The sequence below is a fragment of the Caulobacter sp. FG121 genome (assembly GCF_057809815.1).
Genome location: NZ_JBMDKR010000011.1, coordinates 1 through 14,111, shown reverse-complemented (window position 1 = coordinate 14,111; position 14,111 = coordinate 1). Strand labels below are relative to the sequence as shown.

The 14,111-nt window shown below is 67.5% G+C and carries 12 protein-coding genes; 8 read left to right on the top strand and 4 right to left on the bottom strand.

Features of this window, described 5'->3' with window-relative positions; genetic code table 11:
• Positions 1–178: 178 nt before the first annotated feature.
• The 3 genes from ACODSL_RS19055 (at position 179) to ACODSL_RS19045 (ending at position 2,953) form a co-directional block, all read left to right on the top strand.
• Entirely contained in the window at positions 179–517 is a 339-nt protein-coding gene (locus ACODSL_RS19055; protein WP_488902318.1) for a P-II family nitrogen regulator, read from the top strand.
• Positions 518–567: 50 nt separating this feature from the next.
• Entirely contained in the window at positions 568–1,977 is a 1,410-nt protein-coding gene (gene glnA, locus ACODSL_RS19050) for a type I glutamate--ammonia ligase (RefSeq protein ID WP_488902317.1), read from the top strand.
• A 160-nt stretch (positions 1,978–2,137) separates the two neighbouring features.
• Complete coding sequence (locus tag ACODSL_RS19045) at positions 2,138–2,953, top strand: hypothetical protein (RefSeq protein WP_488902316.1); 816 nt, start codon at positions 2,138–2,140, stop codon at positions 2,951–2,953.
• A 17-nt stretch (positions 2,954–2,970) separates the two neighbouring features.
• On the opposite strand, the gene ACODSL_RS19040 is transcribed toward ACODSL_RS19045, so the two are convergent.
• The gene (locus ACODSL_RS19040) at positions 2,971–4,074 is read right to left on the bottom strand and encodes an SEL1-like repeat protein (protein WP_488902315.1); all 1,104 of its coding nucleotides are present in this window, start codon (positions 4,072–4,074) and stop codon (positions 2,971–2,973) included.
• 54 nt (positions 4,075–4,128) lie between these two features.
• Positions 4,129–4,491, bottom strand: coding sequence for a Kazal-type serine protease inhibitor family protein (locus ACODSL_RS19035; protein ID WP_488902314.1), 363 nt, complete (start codon positions 4,489–4,491; stop codon positions 4,129–4,131).
• A gap of 131 nt (positions 4,492–4,622) precedes the next feature.
• On the opposite strand from ACODSL_RS19035, the gene ACODSL_RS19030 reads away from it, so the two are divergent.
• The 4 genes from ACODSL_RS19030 to parE all read left to right on the top strand — a co-directional run bounded on the left by ACODSL_RS19030 (position 4,623) and on the right by parE (position 11,091).
• Positions 4,623–6,086, top strand: coding sequence for an amidohydrolase (locus ACODSL_RS19030; RefSeq protein WP_488902313.1), 1,464 nt, complete (start codon positions 4,623–4,625; stop codon positions 6,084–6,086).
• Positions 6,083–7,426, top strand: coding sequence for an amidohydrolase family protein (locus ACODSL_RS19025; protein WP_488902312.1), 1,344 nt, complete (start codon positions 6,083–6,085; stop codon positions 7,424–7,426). Before ACODSL_RS19030 ends, ACODSL_RS19025 begins: the two co-directional genes overlap by 4 nt.
• Before the next feature lie 117 nt (positions 7,427–7,543).
• Entirely contained in the window at positions 7,544–8,950 is a 1,407-nt protein-coding gene (locus tag ACODSL_RS19020) for a peptide MFS transporter (RefSeq protein WP_488902311.1), read from the top strand.
• A 68-nt stretch (positions 8,951–9,018) separates the two neighbouring features.
• Positions 9,019–11,091 carry a DNA topoisomerase IV subunit B gene (gene parE, locus ACODSL_RS19015; protein WP_488902310.1) on the top strand — a complete coding sequence of 691 codons (2,073 nt, stop codon included), beginning with the start codon at positions 9,019–9,021 and terminating at the stop codon, positions 11,089–11,091.
• A 132-nt stretch (positions 11,092–11,223) separates the two neighbouring features.
• Here the strand turns inward: parE and ACODSL_RS19010 are convergent, their stop codons facing one another.
• Positions 11,224–11,580, bottom strand: a complete 357-nt coding sequence (locus ACODSL_RS19010) for a hypothetical protein (RefSeq protein WP_488902309.1) — start codon at positions 11,578–11,580, stop codon at positions 11,224–11,226.
• An 82-nt stretch (positions 11,581–11,662) separates the two neighbouring features.
• Positions 11,663–12,028, bottom strand: coding sequence for a hypothetical protein (locus ACODSL_RS19005; RefSeq protein WP_488902308.1), 366 nt, complete (start codon positions 12,026–12,028; stop codon positions 11,663–11,665).
• A gap of 229 nt (positions 12,029–12,257) precedes the next feature.
• Here ACODSL_RS19005 and ACODSL_RS19000 point away from each other — a divergent pair, with 229 nt between their 5' ends.
• The gene (locus ACODSL_RS19000; protein WP_488902307.1) at positions 12,258–14,060 is read left to right on the top strand and encodes a DEAD/DEAH box helicase; all 1,803 of its coding nucleotides are present in this window, start codon (positions 12,258–12,260) and stop codon (positions 14,058–14,060) included.
• The last annotated feature ends 51 nt before the right edge of the window (positions 14,061–14,111 follow it).

The following is a 14,111-nucleotide window of genomic DNA, read 5'->3' as shown; positions in this document are numbered from 1 at the left end:
GCCCTGCCGCGAGGTCATCCAAGGCCTTTGGCGCATTGCCCTTGTCTTGGGCGCCGGGCGCCTGTTTGATGGGCGCCCCATCCTTTACGCTGCGCTGCAACGCACGTGCGGAGCGACGGCCCTTGAACCGTCGCAAGGCCCCGTGCTCCGTCGCGCCAGATGCGCCACAGAGGCCCGCATGAAGAAGATTGAAGCGATCATCAAGCCGTTCAAGCTCGATGAGGTGAAGGAAGCGCTCCAGGAGCTCGGCGTGCAGGGCATGACCGTGCTTGAGGCCAAGGGCTACGGGCGCCAGAAGGGCCACACGGAGCTGTATCGCGGCGCCGAGTACGTCGTGGACTTCCTGCCTAAGATCAAGGTCGAGGTCGTGGTCTCCGATGACCAGCTGGCCGGCGCCCTCGAGGCCATTCAGACCGCGGCCCGCACCGGCCGCATCGGTGATGGCAAGATATTCGTGTCCGAAGTCACGGACGTCGTTCGCATCCGCACGGGTGAAAGCGGCGCGGCGGCGGTCTGATCACCTCAATCCAATAACGTTTCGCACCATCAGCTCAGGGGATAGGGCACATGGCCAAGGCCAAAGACATTCATGCGATGATCAAGGAGAAGGACGTCAAATACGTCGACGTCCGCTTCACCGACATTCGCGGCAAGATGCAGCACGTCACGTTCGACATCGACCTGGTCGATGACGACTTCCTGGAAGACGGCACCATGTTCGACGGCTCGTCGATCGCCGGCTGGAAGGCCATCAACGAGTCGGACATGAAGCTGCGTCCCGACCTGTCGACCGCCTACATCGACCCGTTCTACCAGCAGACCACGCTGTGCCTGTTCTGCGATGTGGTGAACCCGGACACGGGCACGCCCTACAACCGCGACCCGCGCTCGATGGCCAAGACCGCCCTCGCCTACGTGAAGGCCTCGGGCATCGGCGACACCGTCTACTTCGGCCCGGAAGCCGAGTTCTTCATCTTCGACGACGTGAAGTGGTCCACCGACCCGCACAACACCGGCTACAGCTACGACTCCACCGAACTGCCGGTGAACACGGGCAAGAGCTATGCCGAGGGCAACATGGGGCATCGTCCCGGTCCCAAAGGTGGGTATTTCCCGCTGAACCCGGTCGACAGCGCCCAGGACCTGCGCGGCGAAATGCTGGCCGTGATGGGCGAGCTCGGCATGAAGCCGGAAAAGCACCACCACGAAGTGGCCCCCGCGCAGCATGAGCTGGGCCTGAAGTTCGACACCATGGTCACCATGGCCGACCGCCTGCAGCTCTACAAATACGTGATCCACAACGTGGCCCACGCCTACGGCAAGACGGCGACCTTCATGGCCAAGCCGATGTTCGCCGACAACGGCTCGGGCATGCACGTGCACCAGTCGATCTGGGGCGACGGCAAGCCGCTGTTCGCCGGCGACCAGTACGCCGGGCTGTCGGAAATGTGCCTCTGGTACATCGGCGGCATCATCAAACACGCCAAGGCGATCAACGCCTTCTCCAACTCCACGACCAACAGCTACAAGCGCCTGGTCCCGGGCTACGAAGCGCCGGTGAAGCTGGCCTACTCCAGCCGCAACCGCTCCGCCTCGATCCGCATCCCGCACGTCGACAGCCCCAAGGCCAAGCGTCTGGAATGCCGGTTCCCCGATCCCATGGGCAACCCGTACCTGACCTTCACGGCCCTGCTGATGGCCGGCCTCGACGGCATCGAGAACAAGATCGATCCCGGCGCGCCCGCCGACAAGAACCTCTACGACCTGCCGCCGCGCGAACAGAAGAAGATCCCGGAAGTCTGCGGCTCGCTCCGCGAGGCCCTCGAGAACCTCGACAAGGACCGCGCCTTCCTCAAGAAGGGCGGCGTCATGGATGACGACTTCATCGACAGCTACATCGAGCTGAAGATGGAAGAAGTGATGCGCCTGCAGCTGCACCCGCACCCCGTCGAATTCGACATGTATTACAAGTGCTAGTCAGCGAAAGCTGATTGAAAACACGAAGGGCCGGAGAGCGATCTCCGGCCCTTTTCGTATGTGTCATCCTCCGCTGAGCAGACACCGGACGAGCCCGATTCACGCGGAACGGAAACCTGCGGCATAGTCAGCGGCGCCTTGATTCCGGGGGAGATCGGACATGCGGACACTCTTGCCCTACCTGTCGGCCGCGCTCGTCGTCGCCATGCCCTTCGCCGGCCATGCGCAAACGCCGGCGCAGGTTGCAACTTCAAGCTTGCCCTACGCCGTGTCGGTGGAGCGGCTGAGCCTCGGAAAGGCCAAGGGCAAGTTTGGCGAGACCGTCTTCTCGGTAGCCGACTACGTATTCGCGGCCAGGACGGGCGTCTCGGACGTAAGCGGTCCCTTCTCGGTCGACGTGCTCGGCTCGTCCCGCAATGTGAAGCGCGTCACCGTCAGTTTCCGGTTCACGCGGGCGGACGGCGCGCCTGTCGCGACGGGTCTCTGCTCGATGAGAACAAAGATGTGGTCCGGCCTCTGGAACACCGCTGAAAACAGCCTCTATGCCTGCGATTTCAAGGACGTCCCTCCGGATACCTACACGCTTGAAGCCGTCGTGCCCGGCATAGAGGCCGAGTCTGACGCGATGATCTCCTTCACGACCATCAATCCGGACAAGTTCAAGGTCCTCAAGGCCCGGCTGCGGTACAAGGGCGTCCTCTACGAAGCCGTGCCGACCGGCTTCCACCCCGAGCGTGAATACGACCAGCGTCGCGTCGCGGACGGCTACACGATCTCCAGGGACGGCAAGCTCGTCGGGCGTATCGATTTCCCGGACTACAAGGGCACGATCGTCGACTTCGCCGGAAGCTATGACCGCAACGGGTCCTTTATCACCGCGCCTGTCGCTGACACCGATGGTCGTGAGGCGGTGATCTTCTTCGCGGGGCAACTGTTCAACCTGCCGGAGGCGAACGCGCCTGCGCTTATGCGGTAGAGCGAGCCTGCCGGCCGCTACATGACTTCCGCCGGGGCCACCACGCCGATGCCGCTCTGGCGCAGGACCCGGGCGGCCTCGACATTGCCGGCCTGGGCGGCCTGGCGCAGCCATTTGACAGCCTCGTCCTGGTTCTCGGGAACGCCCTCGTCGCCGTCCGAATAGAGCATGCCGAGGTAGTACATCGCATTGCCGTCGCCCTTGTCGGCGGCCGCCTTCCACCAGCGGCGGGCCTGCCGCGCGTCGCGGGTCACGCCTTTGCCGGAGATCGCCCGCACCCCCATGTTGACCATGGCGTTCGGGTCTTCCTTGTCGGCGGCCTTGCGGATCCACCGGAGCGCCTCGACGTCATCGGCGACGACGCCCTCGCCGGTCTCGTAGAGCAGGCCGATGAAGAACATCGCCGACGGTTCGCCCTTGTCCGCCGCCGCGCGCCACCAGCGCAGAGCCTGATTGATGTCCTTGTCGACGCCCTTGCCCCAGTAGGCCATGGAGCCCATCTGGGCCATGCTCTCGGGGTCTCCCAGATCAGCCGCTCGCTGCCACAGCCGGGCAGCTTCCTTCTCGTCCTTCTCTGGCCCGTCGCCTCGCAGGTAGAGGATCGCCAGGTTGTGCATGGCGTCCGTGTCACCCTGGGCGATGGCCGCACGGTACCAGCGGATCGCCTCGGCCTTGTCGGCCGCGACGCCAAGGCCGAGGTCATAGCTGACCCCGAGATTGAACAGCCCACGCACGTTGCCCTTTTCGGCCGCCGCCCGCGTCCAGCGCAGGGCCTCGACCGGGTCTTCCGCGACGCCGATCCCTTCGCCGTAGATGTAGCCCAGCGAGGCCATCGCGTCGGCCTGCCCCTGTCCGGCGGCGGCGATCCACAGCCGGGCCGCTTCCTCGGCGTCGTAGGGGACGCCGCAGGCCTCCGAGTAGAGGTAGCCCAGCGCCGCCATGGCTTCGACGTCCCCCGCGGAGGCCTTCGCCCTGGTCTTCTCGACGAAACTGTCGGACTTGCAGGACTCCAGAAGGCCCAACTGCCAGGGCGACTTCACGCCGGAGGCAGCCGCCTCCGCGGGCAGAGCCGCTATCGCGATTGCCGCCGCAACGACCAGTGGGAACAGGATCCGCTTCATGGCAAAAGTCTGCCTTGTCGCGAGGCCGCCTTCAACGGTTTCAGCGCGTCGCGATCAGCCCTTTGGACACTCGCCCTCGCCCGCGACACTGATCCCCGCGGCGGCGGCGGTGCAGGCGTTGCCGTAGGTCTTTCCGTCGGCGCCGCAGACCGGCCGGTACTCGCGGGTGCACATCTGGGGTCGCTTGCGGCAGGTCCCCGAGCCGTCGGCGATGCGCTGCATCTCCGGCGTCATCGAACAGTAGAGTCCGGCCTGGCACTGGAAGCCGGCGAAGCCGCCGCACATGCCGCCCTCGGCGACGGGCGTTCGGCCCGGCGGCGGCGGCGGGAGAGGGCCGCCATCGCCCGAAGATTCGCAGGCGGCGGCCAGACCCAGCAGCAGGGCTGCCGCCAGACCAATCCTGATGAAGCGCGTCATGATCTTCTCCGTCGGCGTCCCTCGCCGCAAATCTGTGCCTTGAACGTCAGACTGTCGAGAACGGTTCATGCACCCTTGATCAGCGCGCGCAATTGGTTTGATCTCTGCGCCTTCGCGTTTGGGACGGGGTCATGACATTCAGATTCGGGGCGGCCCTGGCCGCCACCGCGACGGCGGCGCTACTGGCCGCCTGCGCCACGACAGGGACGACGGCGGCCACAGCCAAACCGGTCGCCAGCACCGCGCCGGCCAAACCCATACCCGCGGGCCTCGACCCTGCGGCGCGACCCGATCCCTTCCATTCGACCTACGCCGCCTTCCCCTCGGCTCCGACGGCGATCCGGGGCGCGACGATCCTGACCGCGACGGGCCTGCGGATCGACAACGGGGTCATCGTGCTGCAGGCCGGCAAGATTCTCGCCGTTGGCGGCGCGGACACGGCCATTCCCGACGGAGTCACGATCATCGACGGCCGCGGCAAGTGGGTCACGCCCGGCATCATCGACGCGCACAGCCACCTGGGCGTCTACCCCTCCCCCGGCGTCGCCTCGCGCTCGGACGGCAACGAGGCGACCGATCCGGTGACGGCCAATGTCTGGGCCGAGCACAGCGTCTGGCCGCAGGACCCCGGCTTCAACCGGGCCCGCGCCGGCGGGGTCACGACCCTGCAGATCCTCCCGGGCTCGGCCAACCTGTTCGGCGGTCGTTCCGTCACCCTGCGCAATGTGCCTTCGGTGACGATGCAGGGCATGAAGATGCCCGGCGCGCCCTACGGCCTGAAGATGGCCTGCGGCGAGAACCCCAAGCGCGTCTACGGCGGCAAGGGCCGCTCGCCCTCGACGGCCATGGGCAACGTGGCCGGCTATCGGCGCGCCTGGATCGACGCGGCGGAGTATGGCCGCAAATGGGACGACTACCGCGCCAAGATCGCCAAGGGCGAAAAGGCCGACCCACCCAAGCGCGACCTCGGGCTGGACACCCTGGTCGGCGTCCTGCACGGCGAAATCCTCGTTCAGAACCACTGCTATCGCGCCGACGAAATGGCCGTGATGATCGATATCGCCAGGGAATTCGGCTACAAGATCAGCATGTTCCACCACGCCTCGGAGGCCTACAAGATCGGCCCCCTGCTGGCGAAGGAGGGCATCTGCTTCGCCACCTGGGCGGACTGGGCGGGCTTCAAGATGGAGTCCTACGACGGCATCGAGGCCAACGCCGCGATCGCCTACCGGGCCGGGGCCTGCACGGTGATCCACTCCGATGACGCGACGATCACCCAGCGGCTGAACCAGGAAGCCGCGATCGCCATGGCGGCCGGCAACCGCATCGGTCTGAACATCACGGAAGCTGAAGCGATCGCCTGGATCACCGCCAACCCGGCCAAGGCCATGGGCATCGATGGCCAGACCGGTTCGCTGGTCGCCGGAAAGCGGGCGGATGTGGTGCTGTGGAGCGCCGATCCCTTCAGCATCTACGCCCAGGCCGAAAAGGTCTTCATCGACGGGGCGCTGATCTACGATCGGCACGATCCCCGCTATCAGCCCAAATCCGATTTCGAACTCGGCCAGCCCGGCGAAGGGGCCTTCCACCCATGAAACGCGCCCTTTTCGTCTTCGCCGCCCTGGCGCTCGCCACGCCGGCCGCCGCCGAGACCGTGGCCATCGTCAACGCCCGCATCGAGACCGCCGGCCCGGCCGGAACGATCCCGAGTGGCACGCTCGTGCTCAAGGACGGCAAGATCATCGCCGTCGGCGCCGGGGTCGCGGCCCCGGCCGGCGCCCGTGTCATCGACGCCAACGGCGGCGTCGTCACGCCTGGCCTGATCGCCCCGTCGTCCAGCCTGACCGTCACCGAAGTCGAGCAGGTAACGCCCACCCGCGATGACCGCTCCGGCAAGCTCTCGGCCGGCTTTGACATCAGCTACGGCGTCAATCCCAACAGCACCATGATCCCGCTGGCCCGCCAGACAGGCCTGACCCGCGTCGTGGCCACCCCCGTGCTGTCGCGCGGCGGCGGTGACGGCCACAAAGACGACAGTGGGGCCGAGGATTTCGCCGGCGGCGGCGGCGGGGACGAGGGTGATCCCGCCATGTTCGCCGGCCAGGCCGCCATCGTCAGCCTCGCGGCCGGCGATCAGGACCCGGTCGTGCGCGCCCGTGTGGCGGTGACGCTGGATCTCGGCGAAACCGGCGCCCGCAATGCCGGCGGCTCGCGCGGCGCGGCGCTGGTGCTGGTGAAAGGCGCTTTCGAGGATGCCCGCGCCTTCGCCCGCAACCGCTCGGCCTATGACCGGGGCGAAAGCCGTGAGTTCGGCCTGTCGCGCATCGATCTGGAAGCCCTGATTCCCGTGGTTCGGGGCGAGACGCCCCTGCTCGTCCGCGTCCATCGCGCCAGCGACATCCTCCAGGTCCTGCGTCTGGCCCGGGAGGAGAAGATCAAGGTGATCCTCGAGGGCGCCGAGGAAGGCTGGCTCGTCGCCCAGCAGATCGCCGCCGCCGGCGTCGGTGTCATCGTCGACAGCCAGGCCGACCTGCCTGACAGCTTCGAAAGCCTGGCGGCGCGCCTGGACAACGCAGCCCGCCTGCAGGCCGCCGGCGTGACCGTGGCCATCATGGGGAGCCGCGACCTCAACAACATGCGCCAGCAGCGCTTCAACGCCGGCCTGGCCGTCGCCAACGGCCTGCCCCGCGATCAGGCCATGGCTGCCATCACCGCCAACGTGGCGAAGATCTGGGGCATGACCGGCGTCGGAACCCTGGCCGCCGGTCAGGAAGCCGACGTGGTGCTGTGGACCGGCGATCCGCTGGAAACCACGACCTGGCCTGTGACGGTGTTCATCGACGGCGTCGAGCAACCCCGGAGCACCCGAGGGTTTGAACTCCGTGACCGCTACCTCAAGTCGGCGGCCAGCGGGTATCCGCCAGCCTATCAGTAGGCGCCCGCCACACAGGCGTCAGCCAATTCGGCCGGCGCCCGCTGGTCAACCGCTTGTGACGGCCTAGCTGCCCTGTCAGGTTCAGGTTGGCGGCGGGGGCCGCCCGGGGGGACGACCATGCAGGCGGGTTCTGAATCGGCCGACACGCCGGCGAGCGCTGGCGGCATTGGCGGCCCGCAGTTGCTGGGCCACCCGCGCGGCCTCGCGGTCCTGACCCTGACCGAGATCTGGGAGCGGTTTTCCTACTACGGCATGATGGGGCTGCTGACGCTCTACATGACCAAGCAGCTGCTGCTGCCCGGCCACGTGGAGAACGTCTGGGGCTTTCCAGCCTTCCGCGGCGTGGTCGAGGGCGCGTTCGGACCCCTGACGCCGCTGGCGCTCGCCTCACAGATTTTCGGCCTCTACACCGGCTTCATCTATGTCACGCCGATCCTCGGCGGGCTGGTCGGCGACCGGCTGCTGGGCCAGCGCCGCACCGTGGTGCTCGGCACCCTGCTGATGGCCGCCGGCCACGCGATGATGGTCTCCGAGCACCTGTTTCTGCTGGCCTTGCTGAGCCTGATCCTCGGCGCCGGCTGCATCAAGGGCAACATGGCCGTGCAGGTCGGGCGGCTCTATGCGCCGAACGACACCCGGCGCACGCGGGCCTTCGGCATCTATCTGATCGGCCTGAACGTCGGCGCGTTTTCGGCGCCTCTGGTCTGCGGAACGCTGGGCGAGAAGGTCGGCTTTCACTGGGGCTTCGGCGCGGCCGGCATCGGCATGCTGATCTCGCTGGCCACCTATCTGATCGGGCAGAAACACCTGCCGCCGGACGCTCTCCACCGCAAGGCCGACGGCCACACGGCGGCGCCCCGCCTTCAGCCCGGCGATGGGCGGATCATCCTCGGCCTGATGCTGCTGCTGGTCCCCTACATCCTGGTTTTCAGCGCCTACAACCAGGCCTGGAACATCTTCACCATCTGGGCCGACGCCCACGTCGACCTGAACATCCTCGGCTTCCGCGCGCCGGTGACCTGGTTCGCCACGCTCGACGGCGTCCTGACCATCCTGGCGGTGTTCACGGCGGTGCGGGTCTGGGCCTGGCAGGCCAAACGCGGCCGCGAGCCTGGCGATATCGGCAAGATCAACTTCGGCCTGTTCCTCGGCGCGACCGGCTTCGGCATTCTGACGCTCGGGACCTGGCTGGCCGGCGCCCATCCGGTCGCACTGATCTTCCCGGTCGTCTTCTTCGTCTTCCAGGACCTGATGATCCCGTTCGTCGACACGGTGACCATGTCGGCCTTCTCGCGATCCGCGCCGGCGGCGGTCAACACGACCATGATGGGGGTCTTCTATCTCGCCTCGGCGATCTGCCAGTTCGTGCTGGGCTGGCTGGGGCGGTTCTACGAAGTCATGACTCCGGCGCAGTTCTGGCTGCTGCATACGGCCGTGGCCGGGGCGGCCCTGGTCATACTGATGCTCTTCGGCCGGCCGCTGGCCCGCATCCTCACGCCCCGGACGGAGCCCGCGACCATCTGATCCTTGCCGCGCGGGGACCAACGCCGCATACCTCACGGTCCCCGAATCGACCGAAACTCCCCAGCGTCATGTCTGCTTCCCCCGTGCAATCCTCCCTGTTCGACGACGCGCTGAACCCGGCGCCGGCCGCGCCGCTGGCGCAGGCCAGCGAGCCGATGGCCGCCCGGCCCGCGCCGCCCCCCGCCCCTGCGGCGAAGGCCGCGCCCGGCGGGGGCTACACGGCCAGCGACATCGAGGTGCTCGAGGGCCTGGAGCCGGTGCGCAAGCGGCCGGGCATGTACATCGGCGGCACCGACGAGCGCGCCCTGCACCACCTGTTCGCCGAAGTGCTGGACAACGCCATGGACGAGGCCGTCGCCGGCCACGCCAAACTGATCGAGGTCGTCTTCGACGCCGACGGCGCTCTGACGGTCAAGGACGACGGCCGGGGCATTCCGGTTGACGCCCACCCCAAACATCCGGGCATGTCGGCGCTCGAGGTCATCATGACCGTGCTGCACTCGGGCGGGAAATTCTCGGGCAAGGCCTACGAGACGTCAGGTGGCCTGCACGGCGTCGGCGTTTCGGTGGTCAACGCGCTGTCCGAGCGGGTCGAGGTCACGGTCTGGCGTGACGGCTTCGAGCACCGCCAGATCTTCTCCCGCGGCAAACCGCTCGGTCCGCTGGAGAAGCTGGGCCCCTCGAAGAAGCGCGGGACGGCGATCAAATTCCTGCCCGACCCGATCATCTTCGGCGAGGGCGCGGTATTCAAACCCGCGCGCCTGTACCGCATGGCCCGGTCCAAGGCCTATCTGTTCCGCGGCGTGCAGATCAAATGGACCTGTCACCCCGGCCGCATCCAGGACCAGACACCGCCGGAAGCAGTGTTCCACTTCCCCAATGGCCTGGCCGACTTCCTCGCCGAGCGGATCAAATCCGTCGCCACCGTGACGCCGGAGGCCTTCAGCGGCCGCATCGAGCGCACCGGCGAGGCCGGCGCCGTCGAATGGGCCGTCACCTGGACGCCGCAGGGCTTTGGCGAGGCCGACGGCTTCATGCAGTCGTACTGCAACACCGTGCCCACGCCCGAGGGCGGCACGCACGAGGCCGGCTTCCGCGCGGCGCTGACGCGGGGACTCAAGGCCCACGCGGAGATGATCAACGAGAAGCGGGCCGGCATAATCACCGCCGACGACGTGATCGCCAATGCCGGCGCCCTGATCAGCGTGTTCATCCGCAATCCGGAGTTCCAGGGCCAGACCAAGGAGCGGCTGAGCTCGTCCGACGCCCAGAAGCTGGTGGAAGCGGCCCTGCGCGACCCGTTCGACCACTGGCTGACCGCCTCGCCCAAGGCCGCCCGCGCCCTGCTCGACTTCGTCATCGAGCGGGCCGAGGACCGCCTCAAGCGCCGCAAGGACCGCGAAGTCGCCCGCGCTTCGGCCACCCGCAAGCTGCGCCTGCCCGGCAAGCTGGCCGATTGCTCGGCCAACGCCATCGATGGCGCCGAGCTGTTCATCGTCGAAGGCGACAGCGCCGGCGGCTCGGCCAAACAGGCGCGCGACCGCAAGACCCAGGCGATCCTGCCCCTGCGCGGCAAGATCCTCAACGTCGCCAGCGCCACCGGCGACAAGCTGATGGGCAACAAGGAACTGTCCGACCTGATGCTGGCCCTCGGCGTTCAGGGCGGGAGCAAGTACCGGGACGAGGATCTGCGCTACGAGCGGATCGTCATCATGACCGACGCCGACGTCGACGGCGCGCACATCGCCAGCCTGCTGATCACCTTCTTTTACCGCCAGATGCCGGAGATGATCCGCGGCGGCCGGCTGTACCTCGCCCTCCCCCCGCTTTATCGCATCAGCCACGGCGGCAAGGCCGTCTACGCTCGTGACGACGCCCATAAGGACGAGCTGCTGGAGACGCAGTTCAAGGGAAAGAAGCCCGAGATCGGCCGCTTCAAGGGCCTGGGCGAGATGATGCCGGCCCAGCTCAAGGAGACGACCATGGACCCGTCCAAGCGGACGCTGGCCCGGGTCACCCTGCCGCGCGACGAAAGCCACGTCATCGAGCTGGTCGAGAACCTGATGGGCCGCAAACCCGAACAGCGCTTCCGCTTCATCCAGGACAACGCCGAGTTCGCCGCGGCGGACGTGGATATCTGACCTTTGGCGGATGCTCCCCTTCGGGGGAGCTGTCAGTCCGCAGGACTGACTGAGGGGGTCACCCGAAATCTGAGCGGACCCCCTCCGTCTCGCCTTGCGGCGATCCACCTCCCCCGAAGGGGAGGACCAGTCCTACCGACCCGCCACGATGCTGATGGTCACCGGCGCACCGCCCTGGCCCGTGCCCGACCAGCTGTCGCCGACATTCTTGCTGACCGTGGGGCCGCAGGACGGCGGCGCGGCTTGCGGAGACTGCTGGGTGAAGCAGGTCTGGCCGCCGGAGATCGACCAGGCGCCCGAGGTCGCGCCGGCGGGGCTTTCGCCGGTGTAGGAGCCGCCTTCGTCGATGAACAGTTTCACGGTGGTGCCGTCGCCGTAGGTGATGAGCACCGTATTGCCGTAGGCCGTCGACATCGGATCGGCCGCCAGGGCCGGCCCGGCCGCCATGAAGATCGCCGCGGCGATTGCCGCCTTCGCCAGGAATTTCATCTCTGTTTCCGCCCGTTTTCTGCGTTGCGTCTCGCTCGCCTCGCAGGCGAGCCAGGCACCGTAACCGGGAAAACGACGTTCGTTAACCCTGCCGTCCGGGCACGAGAAGGTTTCGGACCGGTTCACCCATAAGCCCCTTGGCCGACCAGCTCGTGCCCACTCCGCCCGGCACAATCTGCGTACAGAAGGTCAGGGGCACGTAGACCGGCGCCTTCTGGGTGATGCAAAGCTCGCCGCCCTTCACCTTCCAGACCCCTGCGGTGTGGTCGCCGTTGGCGCGCAGCGCTTCGTAGGTGCCATCGCGATGCAGCCAGGTCTTCGTCGACTTGCCGTTCGGATAGGTCGTCACGATGGTGTTGCCGAACGCCGGCTCGAGACTGACGGCCGGCGCGGTCGCGACGATCGTGGCGGAGGCCAGCAGGCCGAGGGCAAATCCGCTCGCGGACATTCAGGGCGTCTCCCGTTCCGTTGGGACCATAGAACAACAACACACCCGGTCTTGCCAAGTTGTCACCTTGTCTCTCCCGTTGCGTGCGCACGCGGACCCCAATCCCAAGCAAACATTGACTTTATTGGGCTTGGGCCTATGTATCCGCGCGAGTTCGGGGCAGGTCAGGCGATTCCGCGCCGCCCGCTCGCCCAAACACGGGCGGCTCTGAATCTTCCTTTAGTGAGACATGACCGAATTTTCCCAGCTGGGGCTGAGCGCCCTCACCCTTCAGGCGGTGGCTGACACCGGCTACACCACGGCCACCCCGATCCAGGAACAGGCGATCCCCGTCGCCCTCGCCGGACAGGATGTTCTGGGCATCGCCCAGACCGGCACCGGCAAGACCGCAGCCTTCACCCTGCCGATGATCGACCGCCTGGCCTCGGGCCGCGCCCGGGCTCGCATGCCCCGCGCCCTGGTGCTGGCGCCGACCCGCGAGCTGGCCGACCAGGTCGCCAGCAGCTTCGAGAAATACGCCAAGGGCCAGCGTCTGAGCTGGGCTCTGCTGATCGGCGGCGTCTCGATGGGCGACCAGGTCGCCGCGCTCGACAAGGGCGTGGATGTGCTGATCGCCACCCCCGGCCGCCTGCTCGACCTGTTTGAGCGCGGCAAGATCATGCTCACCGGCGTGCAGCTGATGGTCATCGACGAAGCCGACCGGATGCTCGACATGGGCTTCATCCCGGACATCGAGCGCATCTTCAAGCTGACCCCGCCCAAGCGTCAGACCCTGTTCTTCAGCGCCACCATGCCGCCGGAAATCACCCGGCTGACGCAGCAGTTCCTGAAGAACCCGGTCCGCATCGAGGTCAGCCGCGCCGCGACCACCGGCGAGAACATCGCCCAGTTCGTCGCCCGCATCCCGAGCAACGATCCCAAGGCCAAGCGGGTCGCGCTGCGCAGCCTGATCGACCGCAGCGAAATCAAGAACGGCATCGTCTTCTGCAACCGCAAGAGCGAGGTCGACATCGTCGCCAAGTCGCTGCGCACGCACGGCCATGACGCCGCCGCCATTCACGGCGACCTCGACCAGGCGACGCGCATGCGCACCCTGGAAGGCTTCCGCAAGGGCGAGCTGAAGCTGTTGGTGGCCTCCGACGTGGCCGCACGCGGCCTCGACATCCCGGATGTCAGCCACGTGTTCAACTACGACGTCCCGCACCACGCCGACGACTATGTCCACCGCATCGGCCGGACCGGCCGCGCTGGACGCTCGGGCGAGACCTTCATGATCGTCACGCCCGCCGACGACCGCAATTATGACAAGGTCATCAAGCTGACGGGCAAGGTTCCGGCCGAAGCGACCTTCGAAGGCATCGACTGGGCCAGCCTGAAGAGCGAGCCGCGCGCCAAACGCGATGGCGACAAGCGCGGCGGGCCGCGCGCCGGAGGCCGGGATCGCGATCGTGATCGCAGCCGTGGTCGTCCCGCCTCGGAAACCTCGACCGTGTCGATGGAAGCCATCTCGCCGGGCGCGCCCGTCGCCGAGGCGACTGATAAGCCCGCCCGCCGTCCGCGCGGCCGCAAGACCGAGGCCGACACGACGCCGATCGCCCAGGTCGAAGCCGTGGTCGCTGAAACGCCGGTCGTCGCCATGGCGGCGCCGGGCGAAGACGTTGCTCCGACCGAACGGTCCGAGCGTGAACCGCGTCGTGGCCGCAGTCGGGGCCGTGGCCGCGATCGCGACGCCACGCCGCGCACGGAAGCGGTGGTTGCTGAAGCCGCCGCTCCCCCCGTTCGCGAAGAGCGGGTTCGCGAAGAACGCGCGCCGCGGCAGGAAGAACCCCGCCGCGACCGCGAACCGCGCCGCGCCGACGCCCGTCCGGAGGGCCGCGACCGCGGTCCGCGCCGCGATGAGCAACGCCGGGATCACGCCCCGCGTGGTCGCGATCGTGACGATGACGGCGCGCGCGTCGTGGGCTTCGGCTCTGAAACGCCCGCCTTCCTGATGCGCGCAGCCCCGATCAGCCGGACGACCGCGGAAGACTAGCTGTCGAAGCTATGAAGGTTGTTCACCCGGGGTTGGGTTGAGAGAGTGGGG